This window comes from Kitasatospora hibisci (assembly GCF_043950205.1).
In the GTDB taxonomy this organism is placed as follows: Bacteria; Actinomycetota; Actinomycetes; order Streptomycetales; family Streptomycetaceae; genus Kitasatospora; species Kitasatospora hibisci.
On record NZ_CP171642.1, the window covers coordinates 2,847,321 to 2,863,743 of the forward strand.

At 74.0% G+C, this 16,423-nt stretch carries 16 protein-coding genes; 2 read left to right on the forward strand and 14 right to left on the reverse strand.

Annotated elements, in window-relative coordinates:
• The first annotated feature begins 369 nt into the window (after positions 1-369).
• Positions 370-1,044 (forward strand): bifunctional DNA primase/polymerase, encoded by a 675-nt coding sequence (locus ACF9IK_RS12065; RefSeq protein ID WP_395294227.1) that lies wholly within the window; start codon positions 370-372, stop codon positions 1,042-1,044.
• A gap of 118 nt (positions 1,045-1,162) precedes the next feature.
• Here ACF9IK_RS12065 and ftsY read toward each other — a convergent pair whose 3' ends face one another.
• The 6 genes from ftsY to ACF9IK_RS12095 all read right to left on the reverse strand — a co-directional run bounded on the left by ftsY (position 1,163) and on the right by ACF9IK_RS12095 (position 9,194).
• Complete coding sequence (gene ftsY, locus ACF9IK_RS12070) at positions 1,163-2,368, reverse strand: signal recognition particle-docking protein FtsY (protein ID WP_395294228.1); 1,206 nt, start codon at positions 2,366-2,368, stop codon at positions 1,163-1,165.
• Positions 2,369-2,491: 123 nt separating this feature from the next.
• On the reverse strand, positions 2,492-6,046 hold the full coding sequence (gene smc / locus ACF9IK_RS12075) for a chromosome segregation protein SMC (RefSeq protein ID WP_395294229.1): 3,555 nt from the start codon (positions 6,044-6,046) through the stop codon (positions 2,492-2,494).
• 191 nt (positions 6,047-6,237) lie between these two features.
• Positions 6,238-6,441: a hypothetical protein gene (locus tag ACF9IK_RS12080; RefSeq protein WP_238951350.1), complete on the reverse strand. Its 204-nt coding sequence runs from the start codon at positions 6,439-6,441 to the stop codon at positions 6,238-6,240.
• Positions 6,442-6,884: 443 nt separating this feature from the next.
• Entirely contained in the window at positions 6,885-7,184 is a 300-nt protein-coding gene (locus ACF9IK_RS12085) for an acylphosphatase (protein WP_395294230.1), read from the reverse strand.
• Between the two features lie 35 nt (positions 7,185-7,219).
• On the reverse strand, positions 7,220-7,720 hold the full coding sequence (locus tag ACF9IK_RS12090; RefSeq protein ID WP_395294231.1) for a winged helix-turn-helix transcriptional regulator: 501 nt from the start codon (positions 7,718-7,720) through the stop codon (positions 7,220-7,222).
• Positions 7,721-7,838: 118 nt separating this feature from the next.
• Complete coding sequence (locus ACF9IK_RS12095) at positions 7,839-9,194, reverse strand: hypothetical protein (protein WP_395294232.1); 1,356 nt, start codon at positions 9,192-9,194, stop codon at positions 7,839-7,841.
• A 305-nt stretch (positions 9,195-9,499) separates the two neighbouring features.
• Here ACF9IK_RS12095 and ACF9IK_RS12100 point away from each other — a divergent pair, with 305 nt between their 5' ends.
• Positions 9,500-10,423 (forward strand): hypothetical protein, encoded by a 924-nt coding sequence (locus ACF9IK_RS12100; RefSeq protein WP_395294233.1) that lies wholly within the window; start codon positions 9,500-9,502, stop codon positions 10,421-10,423.
• Here the strand turns inward: ACF9IK_RS12100 and mutM are convergent.
• The 8 genes from mutM to ACF9IK_RS12140 all read right to left on the reverse strand — a co-directional run bounded on the left by mutM (position 10,410) and on the right by ACF9IK_RS12140 (position 16,370).
• Positions 10,410-11,309 (reverse strand): bifunctional DNA-formamidopyrimidine glycosylase/DNA-(apurinic or apyrimidinic site) lyase, encoded by a 900-nt coding sequence (gene mutM, locus ACF9IK_RS12105; protein WP_395294234.1) that lies wholly within the window; start codon positions 11,307-11,309, stop codon positions 10,410-10,412. The genes ACF9IK_RS12100 and mutM overlap by 14 nt on opposite strands.
• Before the next feature lie 52 nt (positions 11,310-11,361).
• Positions 11,362-12,153 carry a ribonuclease III gene (rnc, locus tag ACF9IK_RS12110; RefSeq protein ID WP_395294235.1) on the reverse strand — a complete coding sequence of 264 codons (792 nt, stop codon included), beginning with the start codon at positions 12,151-12,153 and terminating at the stop codon, positions 11,362-11,364.
• Between the two features lie 20 nt (positions 12,154-12,173).
• Positions 12,174-12,347, reverse strand: coding sequence for a 50S ribosomal protein L32 (rpmF, locus tag ACF9IK_RS12115; RefSeq protein WP_030275709.1), 174 nt, complete (start codon positions 12,345-12,347; stop codon positions 12,174-12,176).
• A gap of 2 nt (positions 12,348-12,349) precedes the next feature.
• A complete protein-coding gene (locus tag ACF9IK_RS12120; protein WP_395294236.1) occupies positions 12,350-13,018 on the reverse strand; it encodes a YceD family protein in 669 nt (222 codons plus the stop codon).
• A gap of 160 nt (positions 13,019-13,178) precedes the next feature.
• Positions 13,179-14,366: an ATP synthase F0 subunit B gene (locus ACF9IK_RS12125; RefSeq protein WP_395294237.1), complete on the reverse strand. Its 1,188-nt coding sequence runs from the start codon at positions 14,364-14,366 to the stop codon at positions 13,179-13,181.
• A 207-nt stretch (positions 14,367-14,573) separates the two neighbouring features.
• On the reverse strand, positions 14,574-15,065 hold the full coding sequence (gene coaD / locus ACF9IK_RS12130; RefSeq protein WP_395294238.1) for a pantetheine-phosphate adenylyltransferase: 492 nt from the start codon (positions 15,063-15,065) through the stop codon (positions 14,574-14,576).
• Positions 15,066-15,115: 50 nt separating this feature from the next.
• A complete protein-coding gene (gene rsmD / locus ACF9IK_RS12135) occupies positions 15,116-15,700 on the reverse strand; it encodes a 16S rRNA (guanine(966)-N(2))-methyltransferase RsmD (RefSeq protein ID WP_395294239.1) in 585 nt (194 codons plus the stop codon).
• A 136-nt stretch (positions 15,701-15,836) separates the two neighbouring features.
• Positions 15,837-16,370: a hypothetical protein gene (locus ACF9IK_RS12140; RefSeq protein ID WP_395294240.1), complete on the reverse strand. Its 534-nt coding sequence runs from the start codon at positions 16,368-16,370 to the stop codon at positions 15,837-15,839.
• Positions 16,371-16,423: the final 53 nt, after the last annotated feature.

The following is a 16,423-nucleotide window of genomic DNA, read 5'->3' on the forward strand; positions in this document are numbered from 1 at the left end:
GCGGCCCTGGCGAAACGCCACCTTTCGCCACCCCCAGGAGTGAACCGGACCAAGTCCGCACACGCTTCACTGGGTAGTCCCGACGGTCCGGCATATGCGGGCCGCCAAGCCCTCACCGGCATCCGGCTCAGCACGGCAACCCACAGCAGCCACAGGCGAGTTTGCCGCCCGCCCTGATCGACGACCGTCTCGCGCACACGACGATCCGGCATCGGCCCCGCCCGCCACAAGGGGCGCCCGAGGCACACCGCCGCAACAGGCGCGCGCCACGCGCTGCGCGCCGCCACCGCACAACGCACCACGCAACGGACAATCAACACAAAGTCACCGTCCCGTAACCATCGGCAACGAGAACCTGTTGGGGGAGGCATGGACAACCTGTTCGGCGAACTTCGACTGGGGCACCTGCGGTTGGCCCCGCTGGGGGTGCGCCGCCGCACCCGGGTCACCGCGTCCCAGGCCGCCGCGGAGTACACCGGCCGCTGGGGCTGGGCGGTCGCCGTCGGCACCCCGGCCGCGCCGACCGGCGACCCGGCCCGCTGCAAGTGCGGCACCCCCCGCTGCGGCGCCCCCGGCCTGCACCCGGTCCCCGGCGACGAGCCCGCCGCCCGATCCGGCGCCGACGTCTCGGTGCTGTTCCCCACCGGCCGCGCCTTCGACGTCCTGGACGTCCCCGAGCAGGCCGGCCTGCAGGCCCTGGTCCGGCTGGAGCGGATGGGCACCCAGGTCGGCCCGGTCCTGGCCGCGCCCACCGGCCGGCTGCAGTTCCTGGTCGCCGCCGGCACCGCCCGCAGGCTGCCCGACCTGCTGTACCGGATGGGCTGGGACGACGCCGCCCTCGACCTCACCTGCCACGGCGAGGGCAGCTACGTCGCCGCGCCGCCCACCGTGCTCGGCGGCCTCGGCCCGGTCCGCTGGCTGCGCCGCCCCACCCGCGACAACGCCGGCTGCCCGCCCGAGGCCCGACTGCTCCTCGGCACCCTCGCCTACGCCTGCCACCGCGGCCGCGAGCGCACCACCGAACCCGCCTGGCTCGCGTCGTAGCATCGCCTGCCCGGCGGCGCGGCTCCGCACGGTCCCCCGCTTCCCCGCCGTACGACGGCGGGTACGACGAAGGGCCCGCCCCCCGTGGAGCGGACCCTTCAGCGGTGACGGCCGGGGCTCAGTCCCCGATCAGCGCGTCCACGAAGGCACCCGGTTCGAACGGCGCCAGGTCGTCCGCGCCCTCGCCGAGACCGATCAGCTTGACCGGCACGCCCAGCTCGCGCTGGACCGCGACCACGATGCCGCCCTTCGCCGTACCGTCCAGCTTGGTCAGCACGATGCCGGTGATGTCGACCACCTCGGCGAAGACCCGGGCCTGGATCAGGCCGTTCTGACCGGTGGTGGCGTCCAGCACCAGCAGCACCTCGTCCACCGGGCCGTGCTTCTCGACGACCCGCTTGACCTTGCCCAGCTCGTCCATCAGGCCGGTCTTGGTGTGCAGTCGGCCGGCGGTGTCGACCAGCACGGTGTCGGCGCCCTCGGCGATGCCCTCCTTGACCGCGTCGAACGCGATCGAGGCCGGGTCGCCGCCCTCGGGACCGCGCACGGTCCGCGCGCCGACCCGCTCGCCCCAGGTCTGCAACTGGTCCGCGGCGGCGGCACGGAACGTGTCGGCCGCGCCGAGCACCACCTTGCGCCCGTCGGCGACCAGCACCCGGGCCAGCTTGCCGGTGGTGGTGGTCTTGCCGACGCCGTTGACGCCGACGACCAGGACGACCGCCGGACCCTCCTGGTGCTTGGTGGAGTGGACGGTGCGGTCGGCGTCCTTGCCGATCAGCTCGACGAGCTCCTCGCGCAGCAGCCCGCGCAGCTCCTCCGGGGTGCGGGTGCCGAGCACCTTCACCCGGGTGCGGAGCCGCTCGACCAGCTCCTGGGTGGGGGCCACGCCGACATCGGCGGTGAGCAGGGTCTCCTCGATCTCCTCCCAGGTGTCCTCGTCCAGGTGCTCCCGGGAGAGCAGCGAGAGCAGGCCCTTGCCGAGCGAGTTCTGCGAACGCGAGAGCCGGGACCGCAGCCGGACCAGCCGGCCGGCAGTGGGCTCGGGGACTTCGAGGGCCGGGACCTCCTCCTCGACCGTCTCGGGGACGGTCACGGCCTCGGCCTCGGGAAGCTCCACCTCCTCGACGGTGCGGCGGGGCTCCTCGGTCGGCGGCGCGGCCTCCTCGCCGACCTGGGGCTCGCTCGGGGTGGGCTTGGGCGCCGTGATGACCGGCGCCTGCGACTTCGGGGGCAGCTGCTGGCGTCGTCTGCCGGAAACGACGAGGCCGGCGATCGCGGCAATGGCGACCACGGCGATGACTACGGCAAGAATCACGTATTCCATAACGGAACCCAGTATCCGTGACGGGGCTCCGGATGAACCGCAGCCGGGCTACACCGATGCGCCTCGGGCCGCCCCGGGGACCGGAGGACGGCCCGCCGCGCTCCGCGGACGGTCGGCCCCGACCTACCGCAGGCGCTGGCTGATCACCTGGGAGATGCCGTCGCCCTTCATGGTCACGCCGTACAGGGCGTCGGCGGACTCCATGGTGAGCTTCTGGTGGGTGATCACGATCAGCTGGGAACTCTCCCGCAACTCCTCCATGATCGCGACCAGCCGGCGCAGGTTGGTCTCGTCGAGCGCGGCCTCGACCTCGTCCATGACGTAGAACGGGCTGGGCCGGGCCTTGAAGATCGACACCAGCATCGCCACGGCGGTCAGCGAGCGCTCGCCACCGGAGAGCAGCGAGAGTCGCTTGACCTTCTTGCCCGGCGGACGGGCCTCCACCTCGACGCCGGTGGTCAGCATCGACTCCGGATCGGTCAGCACCAGCCGGCCCTCGCCGCCCGGGAACAGCCGCGCGAAGACGCCCTCGAACTGGGCCGCGGTGTCGTGGAACGCCGAGGTGAACAGCTGCTCGACCCGCTCGTCCACGTCCTTGACGATGTCCAGCAGGTCGCGCCGACTCCGCTTGAGGTCGTCCAGTTGCTCGCCGAGGAACCGGTGCCGCTCCTCCAGCGCCGCGAACTCCTCCAGGGCGAGCGGGTTCACCTTGCCGAGCTGTTGGAAGGCCTTCTCGGCCGCCCTCAGCCGCTTCTCCTGCTCGGCCCGGTCGTACGGGCGCGGCTCGCCGACCTCCCGGCCGTCCTCGGTGGCCCCGTCGGCGGCCGACGGCGGGACGAGCCGGTCCGGGCCGTACGAGGCGAGCAGCTCGCCGCCCTCGATGCCGAACTCCTCCAGGGCACGCGACTCCAGCTGCTCGATCCGCAGCCGCTTCTCGGCCCGCAGCACCTCGTCCCGATGCCCGGCGTCGACCAGCTTGTCCAGCTCCGACTTGAGCTCGCGCCCGTGTTCACGGTGCTCCTTGAGCTCCGCCTCGCGCTCGGCGCGCGCCTGCTCGACGGCCGCCCGGCCGGTGTCCGCACGGGCCAGCGACACCTCCAGGCAGGCGAGCAGCTGCCGGGCCCCCGCCGCGACGGCGTTCGCCACCCCGCGGTCGTGCTCGGCCCGCCGGCGGCGCTCGGCGGCCCGGGCCCGCGCCTCGCGCTCGGCCCGGGCGGCCCTGTCCAGCTGGTCCGCACGGCCGTTCAGGGCCCGCACCCGCTCCTCGTGGGTGCGCACGGCGAGCCGCGCCTCCAGCTCACCCTGCCGGGCGGCGGTCGCGGCGCCGGCCAGGCGCTGCTGCTCGGCCGGGTCCGGCTCGTCCTCGCCCTCCTCCGCCGACTGCTCGGCGACCGCGAGCCGCTCGGCCAGCTCCTCGGCGGCGGCCAGCAGCCCGGCCAGGCCCTCCTCCGCCCGGCCGGCGGCCGCGGTGAGGCGTTCGGCCTCGCCGGCGGCGGCCCGGGACTGCCCGCCGAGCCGGCCGAGCGCACCGGCGACGTCGGCGCGCTCCCTCTCGGCCTGCCGCCGCTCGGCGCCCAGCTGCTCCCGCTCGGCCGCCGATACCCGGCGCAGCTCGGTGAGTTCGGCCAGCCGCTCGGCCGACCCGGCGCAGCGGCCGGCCAGCTGTTCGATCGCGCGGGCGGTCTCGTCGACCGCCGCCTGGGTCTCCAGCAGGCTCGGTGCGCCGCCCGCGCCGCCGTACGCGGCGCCCGCGCCGAGTCGATCGCCCTCGGCGGTGACCGCGGTCAGGGCGGGGTCGGCGGCCACCAGCGCCAGCGCCTCGTCGAGCGAGCCGACCACCGCGACACCGGCCAGCAGCGCCCGCACGGCCGGAAGCAACTCGGCCGGCCCGTCCACCAGTTCGGCCGCCCAGCGGGCTCCGGCCGGCAACCGCCCCGCCGGGGTGGACGGTTCGGGCGCACCGGCGATCAGCAGGGCGGCCCGGCCGGCGTCCTCCTTGCGCAGCAGGCGCAGCGCCTCGGCGGCGGTGCCGGGCGAGTCGACCGCCACCGCGTCGGCCGCCGCGCCGAACGCCGCCGCGAGGGCGGTCTCGTGGCCGGGGGCGATCCGCAGCAGCGCCGCGGCGGGGCCGAGCAGGCCGGCCAGCCGGTCGTCGGCCGCCAGCAGGGCCCCGGTGCCGTCCTTGCGGCGCAGCCCCAGCGCCAGTGCCTCGTGCCGTGCGGTCAGCCCGGCCCGCTCGCGCTCGGCGGCGCCGGCCGCCTCCCGGGCGGCGGCGAGGTCCTGCTCGACGGCGGCCAGGCGCTCCCGGGCGGCCTCGTACGCGGCGTCGGCCCGCTGGTCCTCCCCGGCCGCGCCGTCGACCTGCCCGCGCAGCTCCTCGTACTCCTGCCGGGCCGCCTCGGCGCGCAGCAGCGCCTCGTCCCGGGCCTGAGCGAGCCTGCCGATCTCGGCCGCGGCCGCGGCCGCCTCGGAGCGCGCGGCCGCGGCCCGCCCCTGGAGGCGGGCCAGGCCCTCCCGGCGGTCCGCGATCGCCCGGGCGGCGTCCTTCAGCCGCCGCTCCTCCGTGGCGAGCTCGCGCTCCAGCCCACCCCGGGTCTCGACCGCCTCGGCGAGCGCGTACCGGGCCTCCTCCAGCGCCTCGGCCAGCGCGGCCTCCTCCTCCCGGACCCGCTCGGCCTCCCGCTCCAGCTCCTCCGGATCCCGCCCGCGCCGCTCCTCCGCCACTCCGCCGGCGGCCGCGTGCCGGGCCCGCGCCTCGGCCAGGCCGACCGTGCCGCGGGTGCGCTCGGCCAGTGCGGAGAGCCGGTACCAGGTCTGCCGGGCCGCCTCCAGGCCCGGGCCGAGCTGCTGGACCTGCGCCTCCAGGACGGCCTCGCGCTGGATCGCCCGGGCCAGCTCCTGCTCGACGGTGGAGCGGCGCAGCTTCAGCGCCAGCTCGTCGGCGACCTCGGCCTCGACGGCCCTGCGCAGGGTGAGGAGGTCGTCGGCGAGCAGGCGCAGCCGGGCGTCACGCAGGTCCGCCTGGATACCCGCGGCACGCCGGGCGATCTTCGCCTGCCGGCCGAGCGGGCCGAGTTGGCGGCGCAGCTCGGCCACCAGGTCCTGGACGCGGTTGAGGTTGACCTGCATCGCGTCCAGCTTCCGCAGCGCCTTCTCCTTGCGCTTGCGGTGCTTGAGGACACCGGCGGCCTCCTCGATGAAGGCGCGGCGGCCCATCGGGTCGGCGTGCAGGACGGAGTCGAGCTGCCCCTGTCCGACGATGACGTGCATCTCACGGCCGATGCCGGAGTCGGAGAGCAGCTCCTGGATGTCGAGGAGCCGGCAGGTGTCGCCGTTGAGCGCGTACTCGCTGCCGCCGTTGCGGAACATGGTCCGGGTGATGGTCACCTCGGCGTACTCGATCGGCAGCGCGCCGTCGGAGTTGTCGATGGTGAGGCTGACCTCGGCGCGACCGAGCGGGGCGCGCCCACTGGTCCCGGCGAAGATGACGTCCTCCATCTTGCCGCCGCGCAGCGACTTGGCGCCCTGCTCCCCCATGACCCAGGAGAGTGCGTCCACCACGTTGGACTTGCCGGAGCCGTTGGGCCCCACCACGCAGGTGATGCCGGGCTCGAACCGCAGGGTGGTGGCGGAGGCGAAGGACTTGAACCCGCGCAGGGTCAGGCTCTTCAGGTGCACGCGCCGGACTCCTCTTCGCTCGCCGGGGCCCTCGACAAACCAGGGCTCCCGCGGCGACTGTATCCGGCCATGACCGGCGCGAACGCTCCCGGACACGACGAAGGGACGCCACGAGGCGTCCCTTGCAAGCTGCGTCCCTAGCGGGGCGGCTCAGTGCACAACGGCGTCGATCTTCGGTGACCGGGCGGGACTCAGGTGAGAGCCGGCTCCCGCTGGTCCAGATCGATGCTGTTGAGCAGCGAGTGCTCGTCAGCGACAGCGGTGAGCGCGTCGTTCTCAGCCTGCATCCGAAGGAGCTCCGCTTCGAGGTCCTGGACGCGCCGCTGAAGCCGTCGCATCTCGGAGAGCATTCGCGGGTCGGGGCCGCCGACGTACCCGAGAAGCGCCTTTGCCATGATGAATGGTCCTCCACGCTGAGTGACCGAACCGGAACGGTACAGGTCTAGGGGGAAGGGGGACGCACGCGCGGCGCGCACCGGCAGTGCTGGCTGGGCACTACGGCGCAACCGCCGTGAGCTGGGCTCACGAGGGCATACGCCTACCGGAATAACGCGCTCGTGTGCGCGGGCTTCCAGCGTCTCACCAAAGACGGAAAGGGTCAACACGATCACCGCACGCTACCGCGCCCCTGTCACCTGCCTGGCGGTGTGGTCACGCCGGGCGGCCTCGGGCCGGTCCACCATGGGGCTCGTGGATCATCGTTCGATGCGGAGTCAACCACGAGTCTGCCCCGATGGCAACCGTATGACACCGGCTGTTGCCGATCGTTTCGTGCCCGCCCGGTCCGCGATCCGCCGGAACCCGCCTGAACAGCGGGCTCGGCGGGCCTCGGCAGGCCTCAGCGGATCTCGAAACCCTCGTAGCCGGAGCCGACGGCGGTCCAGATCTCGGTCACTCCGCTGACACTGCCGGGCGTGTCGGGGCCGCGCAGCAGGGCCAGCAGCTGCTCGCACTCAAGGGCGAGGCCCTCGGCCACCACCTGGACCCGGCCGTCGCCGAGGTTGCTCGCGTAGCCGGTCAGACCTATCTCCAGCGCCCGCGCCCTGGTCCACCAGCGGAACCCGACCTGCTGGACCTTCCCCCGGACCCAGGCGGTCACCCGGACCGGTTCACCGCTGTGCGCTTCACGACCGTGCATGGGGCCGACCCTATCCGCAGCGGGGGTGGCCCGCTTCACGGTGCGGCGACGGGGCCTTCGACGGTCCACCCCGGGCTGTGGATCTCGACCCGCAGCTCCCCGCGCCGCGCCTCCTCGCCGCAGCCGCGGCAGACCCACGCCGGATCGTACGGGTGAGGCTCGTGGCCCTCGGGCTCGTGCCGGAGCCCGACCGGGTGCTCGGGCAGCTGCCAGCGGTCGCCCCAGGCACGCAGGGCGTGGACGAGCGGCGCGAGGTCCCGGCCGGCCTCGGTGAGGTGGTACTCGTAGCGGGGCGGCCGCTCGCTGTACGCGCGGCGCTCGACCACCCCGGCCTCCTCCAGTGCCCGCAGCCGGGCGGTGAGCCGGTCGCGCGGCGCACCGGTGTTGCGGGCGATCCGGTCGAAGCGGTGGTTGCCGTAGAACAGCTCGCGGACGGCGAGCAGTGCCCATTTCTCGCCGACCACGTGGAGCGCGGCGGCGATCGAGCAGGGCCGCCCGGGGAGGACGGGCGGGGCCGGGGGCGTGCTGGAGGTCACAGCGCCAGCCTGCCACACGGGGTCGCGTCCTCAAACGCGTCGTCCGCCGGCCGCGGACGCGACGGCGCCCGCCCGGTGCGTACCGGGCGGGCGCCGCGGGTCCGGGTCCGGCGGCCGGTCAGAACCCGCCGCCGAAGTCCCCGCCGCCGCCGAAGTCGCCACCACCGCCGAAGTCCCCGCCGCCGAACCCACCGCCGAAGTCGGAGGAGTCGTAATCGGCACCGGAGTAGTCCCCGCCGTCGTAGTCCGCGCCGGCGTCGACCGGGGCCGCGTACGCCGGGGAGCCCATCATCGAGCCGAGCGCGGTGCCCACCAGCAGGCCGGGAAGCAGGCCGCCGCCGTAGCCGCCGAAGTACCCGCCCGCCCACGGGCCGTACGCCGGGCCGGCGTTCCAGTACGGCTGCGGGCCGTGGTCGGTCGGGACGGTCCGGATGTCCGGATCCCGGCCGGCCGCCAGCCGGTCCGCGTCGGCCCGGCAGACCGGGACGGTGCGCACGGCGCCGCCGGCCGGTGCCCAGTCGGCGTCCTGCTCCGAGGGACCGTGCCGGGGGTCGAAGAAGCACGGCGGGCGGCGGTCCGGCAGCGGCTTGCCGTCCCGCCGGGCGGCCAGCGTGGCCAGCGCGAAGCGGCCGTCCTCCAGCGCCTCGGTGACCGGCTTGACGTCCTCCGGGCCCTTCGCCCCGTCCATGCTCCGCTTGGCCCGCTCGTAGGAGTCGAGGGCGTGCGAGTAGTCGGCGCGCTGGACGTCGTCGGCGTCCGCGGCGCCCGGATCGAAGTCGAGCCGGTCGAGCTCCTCACCGAAGGCCGTGATGTCCTCGTCCACCACCCGGCGCAGCTGCTCCAGCTCGACCCGGCGCTGTTCCTCCTTGCGCTTCTTCGCCCGGCGGAACAGCAGGAACACGCCCGTGCCGGCCAGCGCCAGCAGGGCCAGCGGGACGACGACCGCAGCGGTGGAGACGCCGCCCGCGGAGCTGTCCACCCCGTGGCCCTTGACCTGCGGTGCGGCGGTGTCCACGAAGTCGTTCAGGACGGCGTCGATGTCGCCGGGGTGCGAGCGGAAGGACGCGCCGGCGATCCGCTCGGCGCTCTGGCGCGGCAGCGCCGCCTCGTCCGAGCGGGCCTGGAACTGGTCGCCGCGCCAGGTGCCGTAGGTGCCGGTGATGCCGACCTTGGTGCGCAGGTCGTTGAAGACCGTCGTGGCGCCGTACGGATCGGCGGCCGGGACCACCGCGATGAAGATCGGCTTGTCCGTCTTGCGGATCTTCTCGGTCAGGGCGTCGGCCTGGCCCTGGCTGAACCGGCCCGCCATCGCCGGGTCGACGTACACCCGGCCCTGCTTGAGCGAGGCGGCCGCGTCGTCCAACCCGCCCGCGGCGGAGGCCGCGGGGGCCAGCAGGAACAACAGCCCCAGCAGCGCCGCCACCAGGGCCAGCGGCCCGGCGCTCCGGGAACGTCGTGGAGCAAGGGTTCCCATGCCACCGACGCTACAGCCGGCGGCGCACCGGCAGGGCATACCGCTCGCGTACCACTTCCCGGAACCGACCCCACCGTCCGCCGGGGGCCGCCCCCTCCTCGGGGATGATGTTCGCCCGACCGCCCCTGAACCCCGCCCGCGGCGGGAACCCGGCCGCCGGCCCGGACGTACGTCCCGGCGGGGCCCGGGCAGCACGCGGGGCGGTCCGACCGTACCGCGGGACCAGGCATAGTGGTGGCCGGGCCTGGTTCCCATGACCTTCTCTTGACCTTCTCCTCCTGACCTTCTCTCGATCGGAGCACTGGGTGTTCATCGGCCTCGTCACCGCCGTGGCGGCCTCCGCCTGCTACGGCACCGGTTCGGTCCTGCAGGCCGTCGGATCGCGTCGCTCCGCCCGGGAGGAGGCCGCCGCCGGGGGCGCCTCGGCCGGCACCACCGCGCACGGCGGGCCCAGCCTCGCCTCCACCGCGAAGGCCGCCGTCACCTGGGAGTTCATCCTCGGCACGGTGCTGGACTTCATCGGCTTCGGGCTCGGCGCGCTGGCCGCGCGGCTGCTGCCGCTGTTCCTCTCGCAGACCATCATCAGCGCCAACCTGGTGATCACCGCGGTGCTCAGCATCAAGCTGCTCGGCATCCGGCTCAAGCAACTGGAGTGGGCCTCGATCGGCGTGCTCTGCTCGGCGCTGGTGCTGCTCGCCGTCTCGGCCGGCCCGGAGGGCGGCCACCACGCGGACATGTCCTTCCACTGGTGGCTGCTGCTGGTCACCACCGCGCTGCTGGTCGGCGGCAGCCTGCTGGTACGGCGGATGGGCGCCAACGGGGCGATCGTCGCCGGTCTGCTCTCCGGCCTCGGCTTCGGCGCGCTCGGCGTCGGCGTGCGCATCCTCGACGGCATCGAGCCGTTCGACCTCGGCGCGCTGCTCTCCGACCCGGCGCTGTACGCGATCCTGATCGGCGGCATCGGCGGCATGTACGTGCACACCGTCGCGCTGCAGATCGGCTCGGTGAACGGGGCCACCGCCGCCCTGGTGGTCGGCGAGACGGTGCTGCCCGGTGCGGTCGGCGTCCTGTGGCTCGGGGACGGCTCCAAGGACGGCCTGGCCTGGCTCGGCGTGGCCGGCTTCCTGCTCGCCGTCGTCTCGGCGGTGGGCGTCGCCTACTTCGGCCAGGACAGCCACGGCACCGCCGAGCCCGTCACCCCGTCCGAGCCCGAACTCACGAAGAGCTGAGCGGTGCCCGGCTCCCGCTGCGGGCGCGCGGGATGCGCTGGCAGCGGGGGCAGAAGTAGCTGGACCGGTTCATCCAGGCGGCCCGCCGGATCGCCGTGCCGCAGCGGCGGCACGGCTCCGCCTCCCGGCCGTAGGCGTCCAGGTCGCGGGAGAAGTAGCCGCTCTCGCCGTTCACGTTGACGTAGAGGCTGTCGAAACTGGTGCCGCCGACGGCCAGGGCCGCGGTCATCACGTCCCGGGCGCTGGCCAGCAGGAGCGCGGCCTGCGGGCGGGTCAGCGAGGCGGTCGGGCGGTCGTAGTGCAGCCGGGAGCGCCAGAGCGCCTCGTCCGCGTAGATGTTGCCCACGCCGCTGATCAGGGTCTGGTCCAGCAGGGCCCGCTTGACCGTGGTGCGCCTCGTCCGCAGCGCGGCCACGAACGCGGCGTCGTCGAATCGCCGGTCGAGCGGGTCACGGGCGATGTGCGCGATGGAGACCGGCGTGCCCTCGGGGTCGTCCGGCTCGGCCTCCTCGACCGCCAGGCCGCCGAAGGTCCGCTGGTCGACGAAGCGCAGTTCGCGCCCGCCGTCGGTGAACCGCAGCCGCACCCGCAGGTGGGTCTCGTCCGGCACCGCGGGGTCCTGCACGAGGAGCTGGCCGCTCATCCCGAGGTGGCCGATCAGCGAGAAGCCCGCCCCGGAGCCGGCCAGCGGCAGCCAGAGGTACTTGCCGCGGCGCTGCGCGGGGCCGAGCACGGTGCCGGTGAGCCGGGCGGCGAAGTCCGCCGCCCCGGCTGGCTGGCGGCGCACCGCACGCGGGTGCAGCACGTCGACACCGGCCACCGTCCGCCCGGCGACCCAGTTGGCCAGGCCACGGCGGACGACCTCTACCTCGGGGAGTTCAGGCACCTCGACAGCCTTCCGGCACGCGGGAACGGGCAGGAGGAAGGGTACTGCGTGCTCAGGCGGCGCCGTCGGGCAGGCGGTCGGCGTACTTCTCCTTGATCGCCCGCCAGGCGCTCTCCGCGGCCTTCTGCTCGGCTTCCTTCTTCGAGCGGCCGACGCCGCTGCCGAAGTCCTCGCCGGCCACCCGGGCCGCCGCGGTGAAGGTCTTCTCGTGGTCCGGGCCGGACTCCTCGACCACGTACTCCGGCACCCCGATGCCCACCGAGGCGGTGAGCTCCTGGAGGCTGGTCTTCCAGTCCAGGCCGGCGCCCAGCTGAGAGGACTCCTCGATCAGCGGGTCGAACAGGCGGTGGACGAACTCGGTCGCCGCCTCCAGGCCCTGGTCCAGGTAGATGGCGCCGATCACTGCCTCGACGGTGTCGGCGAGGATCGACGACTTGTCGCGGCCGCCGGTGCCCTCCTCGCCCTTGCCGAGGCGGATGAACGAGCCGAGCTCCAGGCCTCGGCCGACATCGGCCAGCGCCCGCGAGTTGACCACCGCGGCGCGCAGCTTGGCGAGCGTGCCCTCCGGGACGTCCGGGTGGACGCGGTAGAGGGTGTCGGTCACCACCAGGCCCAGCACCGAGTCGCCGAGGAACTCCAGGCGCTCGTTGGTGGGCAGCCCGCCGTTCTCGTACGCGTACGAGCGGTGGGTCAGTGCACGTACCAGAAGGGCGCGCTCAAGTACGTACCCGAGGCGCCCTTCCAGGACGTCGTATTCGGTCGAAGCCGGCCCGCCGGCCTTTCCGCCGCCCGAAGTAGCCTTCGAGGCGGTGGCCGCCTTGCGGGAGGAGTTACCGTCCGACATCGATCCGTGCACCCCGCCGATCAGACCGAGAGGACCTGGCGACGGTTGTACGTGCCGCAGCTCGGGCACGCGATGTGCGCCAGCTTCGGCTCGTGGCAGCGGTCGCACGCCACGAGGGCCGGGGCAACGGCCTTCCAGTTGGAACGGCGGTGGCGCGTGTTGCTGCGCGACATCTTCCGCTTCGGAACAGCCACGGCTACTTCTCCTGGTTCTCGGCGAGACCCTCACGGGTGTCGCTGTTCTTGATTCCCCGCCGCCGATCAGCGACGTCGCCGCGGGCCTCGTCGCCGTGGTCGGCGGAGAGTCCCTGCAGAGCCGCCCACCGGGGGTCGACGGCGTCGTGGTGGTGTGCCGGGTCGTCGCTCAGGCGCGCTCCGCACTCGGAGCACAGGCCCAGGCAGTCTTCCTGGCACACCGGCTGCAGCGGCAGTGCGAGCACCACCGCGTCACGCAGCACCGGCCGGAGGTCGAAGAAGTCGCCCTCCAGACGGTAAGTCTCTTCCTCCGAGTCCTCGTCGAGGTCCTCGGTCCCGGCGGTCCGGGCGCGATGGCGCTCGTCGGACTCCGGGTAGTAGTACAGCTCCTGGAAGTCCACGTCGACGTCGAAGTCGACGGGCTCCAGGCACCGCACGCACTCGCCCTCGACGTGGGTCTCGGCGGTGCCGGTCACCAGCACGCCCTCGACCACCGACTCCAGGCGGAGGTCCAGCCGGATCTCGCTGTTCTCCGGGACGCCGATCACATCGATGATCCCGAAGCCCCCGGGGGCCTCCAGGGTGCGGGACACCTTGCGCAGCGAGCCCGGGCGACGTCCCAGCTCGTGCGTGTCGAACACGAGGGGGTCGCGGTGGTCGAGGCGGTTCAAGGTGTCCTGACTTCCTGAGGGAACTGATGCGCGGCGCTGCTCGCCGGACGATGCGCGGGCAGACCGACGGCCCGACACGGAGAGGCCGGAGTGGTCAGACTACCGGAGTCTCCGGCCAGGCCCAACTTCGGTCCCGATCGGCCCCGGCGGAGCACGCCCGTCAGCGGCCGCCGAGCTCCCGCAGCCTGGTCATGTCGATCATGCTGGTGTCGAAGAAGCTGGTCTCGTCCAGGCCGGCCTGCTGGTGCGGCACGGCCGGCGGGACGGCCGGCTGCTGCGGGTAGCCCCCACCGGCCTCCGGCCGGGGCTGGCCCCACTCGTCGTACTGCTGCGCCTGGTAGCCCTGCTGGGGCTGCGGGTAGCCGTAGCCGCCCTGCTGGCCGCCGTCCTGGTAGCCCTGCTGCGGCTGCTGCTGCGGGTAGCCGTACTGCGCGCCGTACGGGTCGGCCTGGCCGACCGGGTCGAAGCCGCCGCCGTACACCTCGGCGTACTGGCCGCCGGGCTGCTGCGCGGCCCCGTACTGGTCGACGCCGGGCTGCTGCCAGCCGGCCGCGGCCGGCGTCTGCTCGGGCCAGGTCTGCTGCTGCGGCACCTCCTCGCGGTACCACGGCACCTCCTCGCCGTCGGCGTCGGTGGCGAAGCCCGCCGCGACCGCCTCGGCGCGGTCCTTGGCCTGCTGGGCCTGGTCGGCGGCGGCCAGGTAGGCGCCCAGCTCGTCGATCGGGCGCTTGCCGAGCAGCTTGTCCCGGCCCTTGCCGACCGCCTCCAGGGTCGCGCCGAGCACGTTCTCCAGGGTGGCCAGCTTCACATCGACGTACTCGTCGACCTCCGGGCTCGGGCTGATCCGCTGCGGCTGGAACTCCTCGCCGTCGGTCTCGCCGTCGTGGTCGGCCTCGAAGACGCTGGAGTCGCCGCGCAGCTTGGTCCGGCCGCGGCCGACCGCACCGAGCGTCTTGGTGAGCACGACCTCGAAGTTGGCCAGCTTGCTGTCCACGTAGTCGTCGGCCTCGGCGCGCTTGGTGTCGACCTCCGCGCGGGCCTCGGCGAGGATCCGGTCGGCCTCGGCCTGGGCCCGGCGGACCACCTCGGTGTCGGAGATCAGCGAACCGCGCTCGGTGTGCGCGCCGTGGATGATCCGCTCGGCCTCGGCCTGGGCGTCGGCCACCACCTGCTCGTGGTCGGCCATCACCGACTGGGCCTGGGCCAGCTCGGCGGGCAGCGCCTCCCTGAGCTCCTGGAGCAGGCCGATCAGCTCGGCCCGGTTCACCACGCAGGAGGCCGACATGGGCATCGAGCGGGCGTTCTCGACGGCCGAGACGATCTCGTCGACCTTGTTCTGCACGTCCACGGGACTCCGTCTTTCCGTGTGCCGCCGACGCTCCGGCGGAGGCAGGCCCGGCGCGGTGGAACTCACCGCAGGGCAGGACTACAGACTGTACGGCCACTCCGGGCCGAGGTCACAACGACCGGACCCCGGCGCCCGCCCGGGCCCGGGACAAGTGGTGACGAACCGGCAGAAAAGGACCGCCCGCCGGGCGCCCGGCAGGTGGACCGCCTACTGCTCCGCCTTACGCTCCGCGATCCGCTCGACCAGCCGGCGGTGCACCACCTCGGGCAGCAGGTGCGAGACGTCGCCCCCGTACGAGGCGACCTCCTTGACCAGCGTGGAGGACAGGAAGCTGTAGGTCGGCGAGGTGGGCACGAAGAGCGTCTCGACACCGGTCAGGCCGTGGTTCATCTGGGCCATCTGCAACTCGTAGTCGAAGTCGCTGACCGCGCGCAGCCCCTTGACGATCGCCGGGATGCCGCGGTCCCGGCAGAAGTCCACCAGCAGGCCGAGGTGGGACTCGACCACGATGTTCCCGTAGGGCGCCGTGACCTCCTCGATCAGGGCGATCCGCTCGTCGATGGTGAACATGCCCTGCTTGTTCCGGTTGACCGCGACCGCGACGTGCACCACGTCGTACAGCTTCGAGGCCCGCTCGATGATGTCGAGGTGACCGTTGGTGATCGGGTCGAACGAACCGGGGCAGACGGCGCGGCGCATGGCGTGGTGCTCCCTCGTGGGTGGCGGGTGCTGCGGGCCTCCTCGGCCCGCTAGGGGTGGTGGCGGGTCTCGGCGGCGGCGCGACCGTACCAGAGGGTGCCCTCGCCGTAGCGGCGGGAGCGCAGCACCTCGAAGCCGCCGGGCCAGCCGAACTCACCGCCGCGGGTGCTGCGCTCCACGGTGACGAGTGCGTCGTCCGCGAGCCAGCCCCCCGCCGACAGTGTGATCAGCATCTCCCGCACCTCGTCGTCGGTGACGGCGTACGGCGGGTCGAGGAAGACCAGGTCGTACGGGGCCTCCGGGGCGGGCCCGGCGATCACCTTCTCGGCCCGGGCCGACTTCACCAGTGCCCCGGACAGGCCGACGGTCCGGACGTTCTCCCGGATCACCCGGGCCGCCTGGGCGTCCGCCTCGACCAGCAGGACGTGCTCGGCCCCGCGGGACAGCGCCTCCAGACCGACCGCGCCCGACCCGCCGAACAGGTCCAGCATCCGGGCCCCGTGCAGGGTGCCGCGCAGCGACTCCAGGGTGGAGAACATCGCCTCGCGGGCCTTGTCGGAGGTCGGGCGGGTGCCCCGGCCGGGCGGTACGGCCAGCCGGCGGCCGCCGGCCGCCCCGGCGATGACGCGGGTCATGGTGGTGGAAGGTCCTTTCGTCGCTGCCCGACCACGCTATCCCGCCCCGGACCCGGGTGGGGGCCCGCGCCCCGGACGGCGCACGGCCCCGCCGGACGGACCGGCGGGGCCGTGCGGGCCGTGCGGGGCGGGTGGCTCAGCCCGCGTCCGTCCCCGTGGGCCGGGCCGGGACCGCCGCACCGAGGAGCGCCGGAGAGGCGTAGCGGGACCAGGAGAGGCAGCCGTCGGGCGGGCAGAACTCGGGGCGGCGCGGGTCGTGCCCGAGCTCGCGCAGCTTGGTGCGGACGGAGTCGGGCGTGCGGCCGAAGCGGGCGGCGATCCGGGCGACGGTCTCGCCGTCGTGGAACCGCCGGACCAGCTCCTCCTCGTGCTGCGGCACCCAGGGGGCGCCGTGGCCGGGGTAGAGCTCGCGCAGCACGTCGCGGTCGGGGATGGGCTCGGAGACGTCGGCGACGATCGCCAGGGCCCGGAGCGCCCGGTTCAGCGCGATCCGCAGCGAGGCGACGTCCTCGACCGGCAGGCGGAGCTTGCCCGAGGCGAGGGGCGCGGTGGCCTCTCCCTCGCGCCAGCCGGTCAGGGTGAGGGTGACCTCGCGGTCGTCGTCGCTGGCGAGTTCGATCCGGAAGACCTTGTCGCCCAGCGGGAGCTCGTTGAGATGACGGAATGCCATGGCAGGACCCCCAAATGTCGTGCCGGGTAAGCACCTTGAGGGTGCGTCCCGAA

Coding starts and splice junctions, on each gene's coding strand:
- ACF9IK_RS12065 (WP_395294227.1), top strand. CDS start 370: ATGGACAACCTGTTCGGCGAACTTCGACTGGGGCACCTGCGGTTGGCC.
- ftsY (WP_395294228.1), bottom strand. CDS start 2,368: ATGGAATACGTGATTCTTGCCGTAGTCATCGCCGTGGTCGCCATTGCC.
- ACF9IK_RS12080 (WP_238951350.1), bottom strand. CDS start 6,441: ATGGCAAAGGCGCTTCTCGGGTACGTCGGCGGCCCCGACCCGCGAATG.
- ACF9IK_RS12085 (WP_395294230.1), bottom strand. CDS start 7,184: ATGCACGGTCGTGAAGCGCACAGCGGTGAACCGGTCCGGGTGACCGCC.
- ACF9IK_RS12095 (WP_395294232.1), bottom strand. CDS start 9,194: ATGGGAACCCTTGCTCCACGACGTTCCCGGAGCGCCGGGCCGCTGGCC.
- rnc (WP_395294235.1), bottom strand. CDS start 12,153: ATGTCGGACGGTAACTCCTCCCGCAAGGCGGCCACCGCCTCGAAGGCT.
- coaD (WP_395294238.1), bottom strand. CDS start 15,065: ATGCGCCGCGCCGTCTGCCCCGGTTCGTTCGACCCGATCACCAACGGT.
- rsmD (WP_395294239.1), bottom strand. CDS start 15,700: ATGACCCGCGTCATCGCCGGGGCGGCCGGCGGCCGCCGGCTGGCCGTA.
- ACF9IK_RS12140 (WP_395294240.1), bottom strand. CDS start 16,370: ATGGCATTCCGTCATCTCAACGAGCTCCCGCTGGGCGACAAGGTCTTC.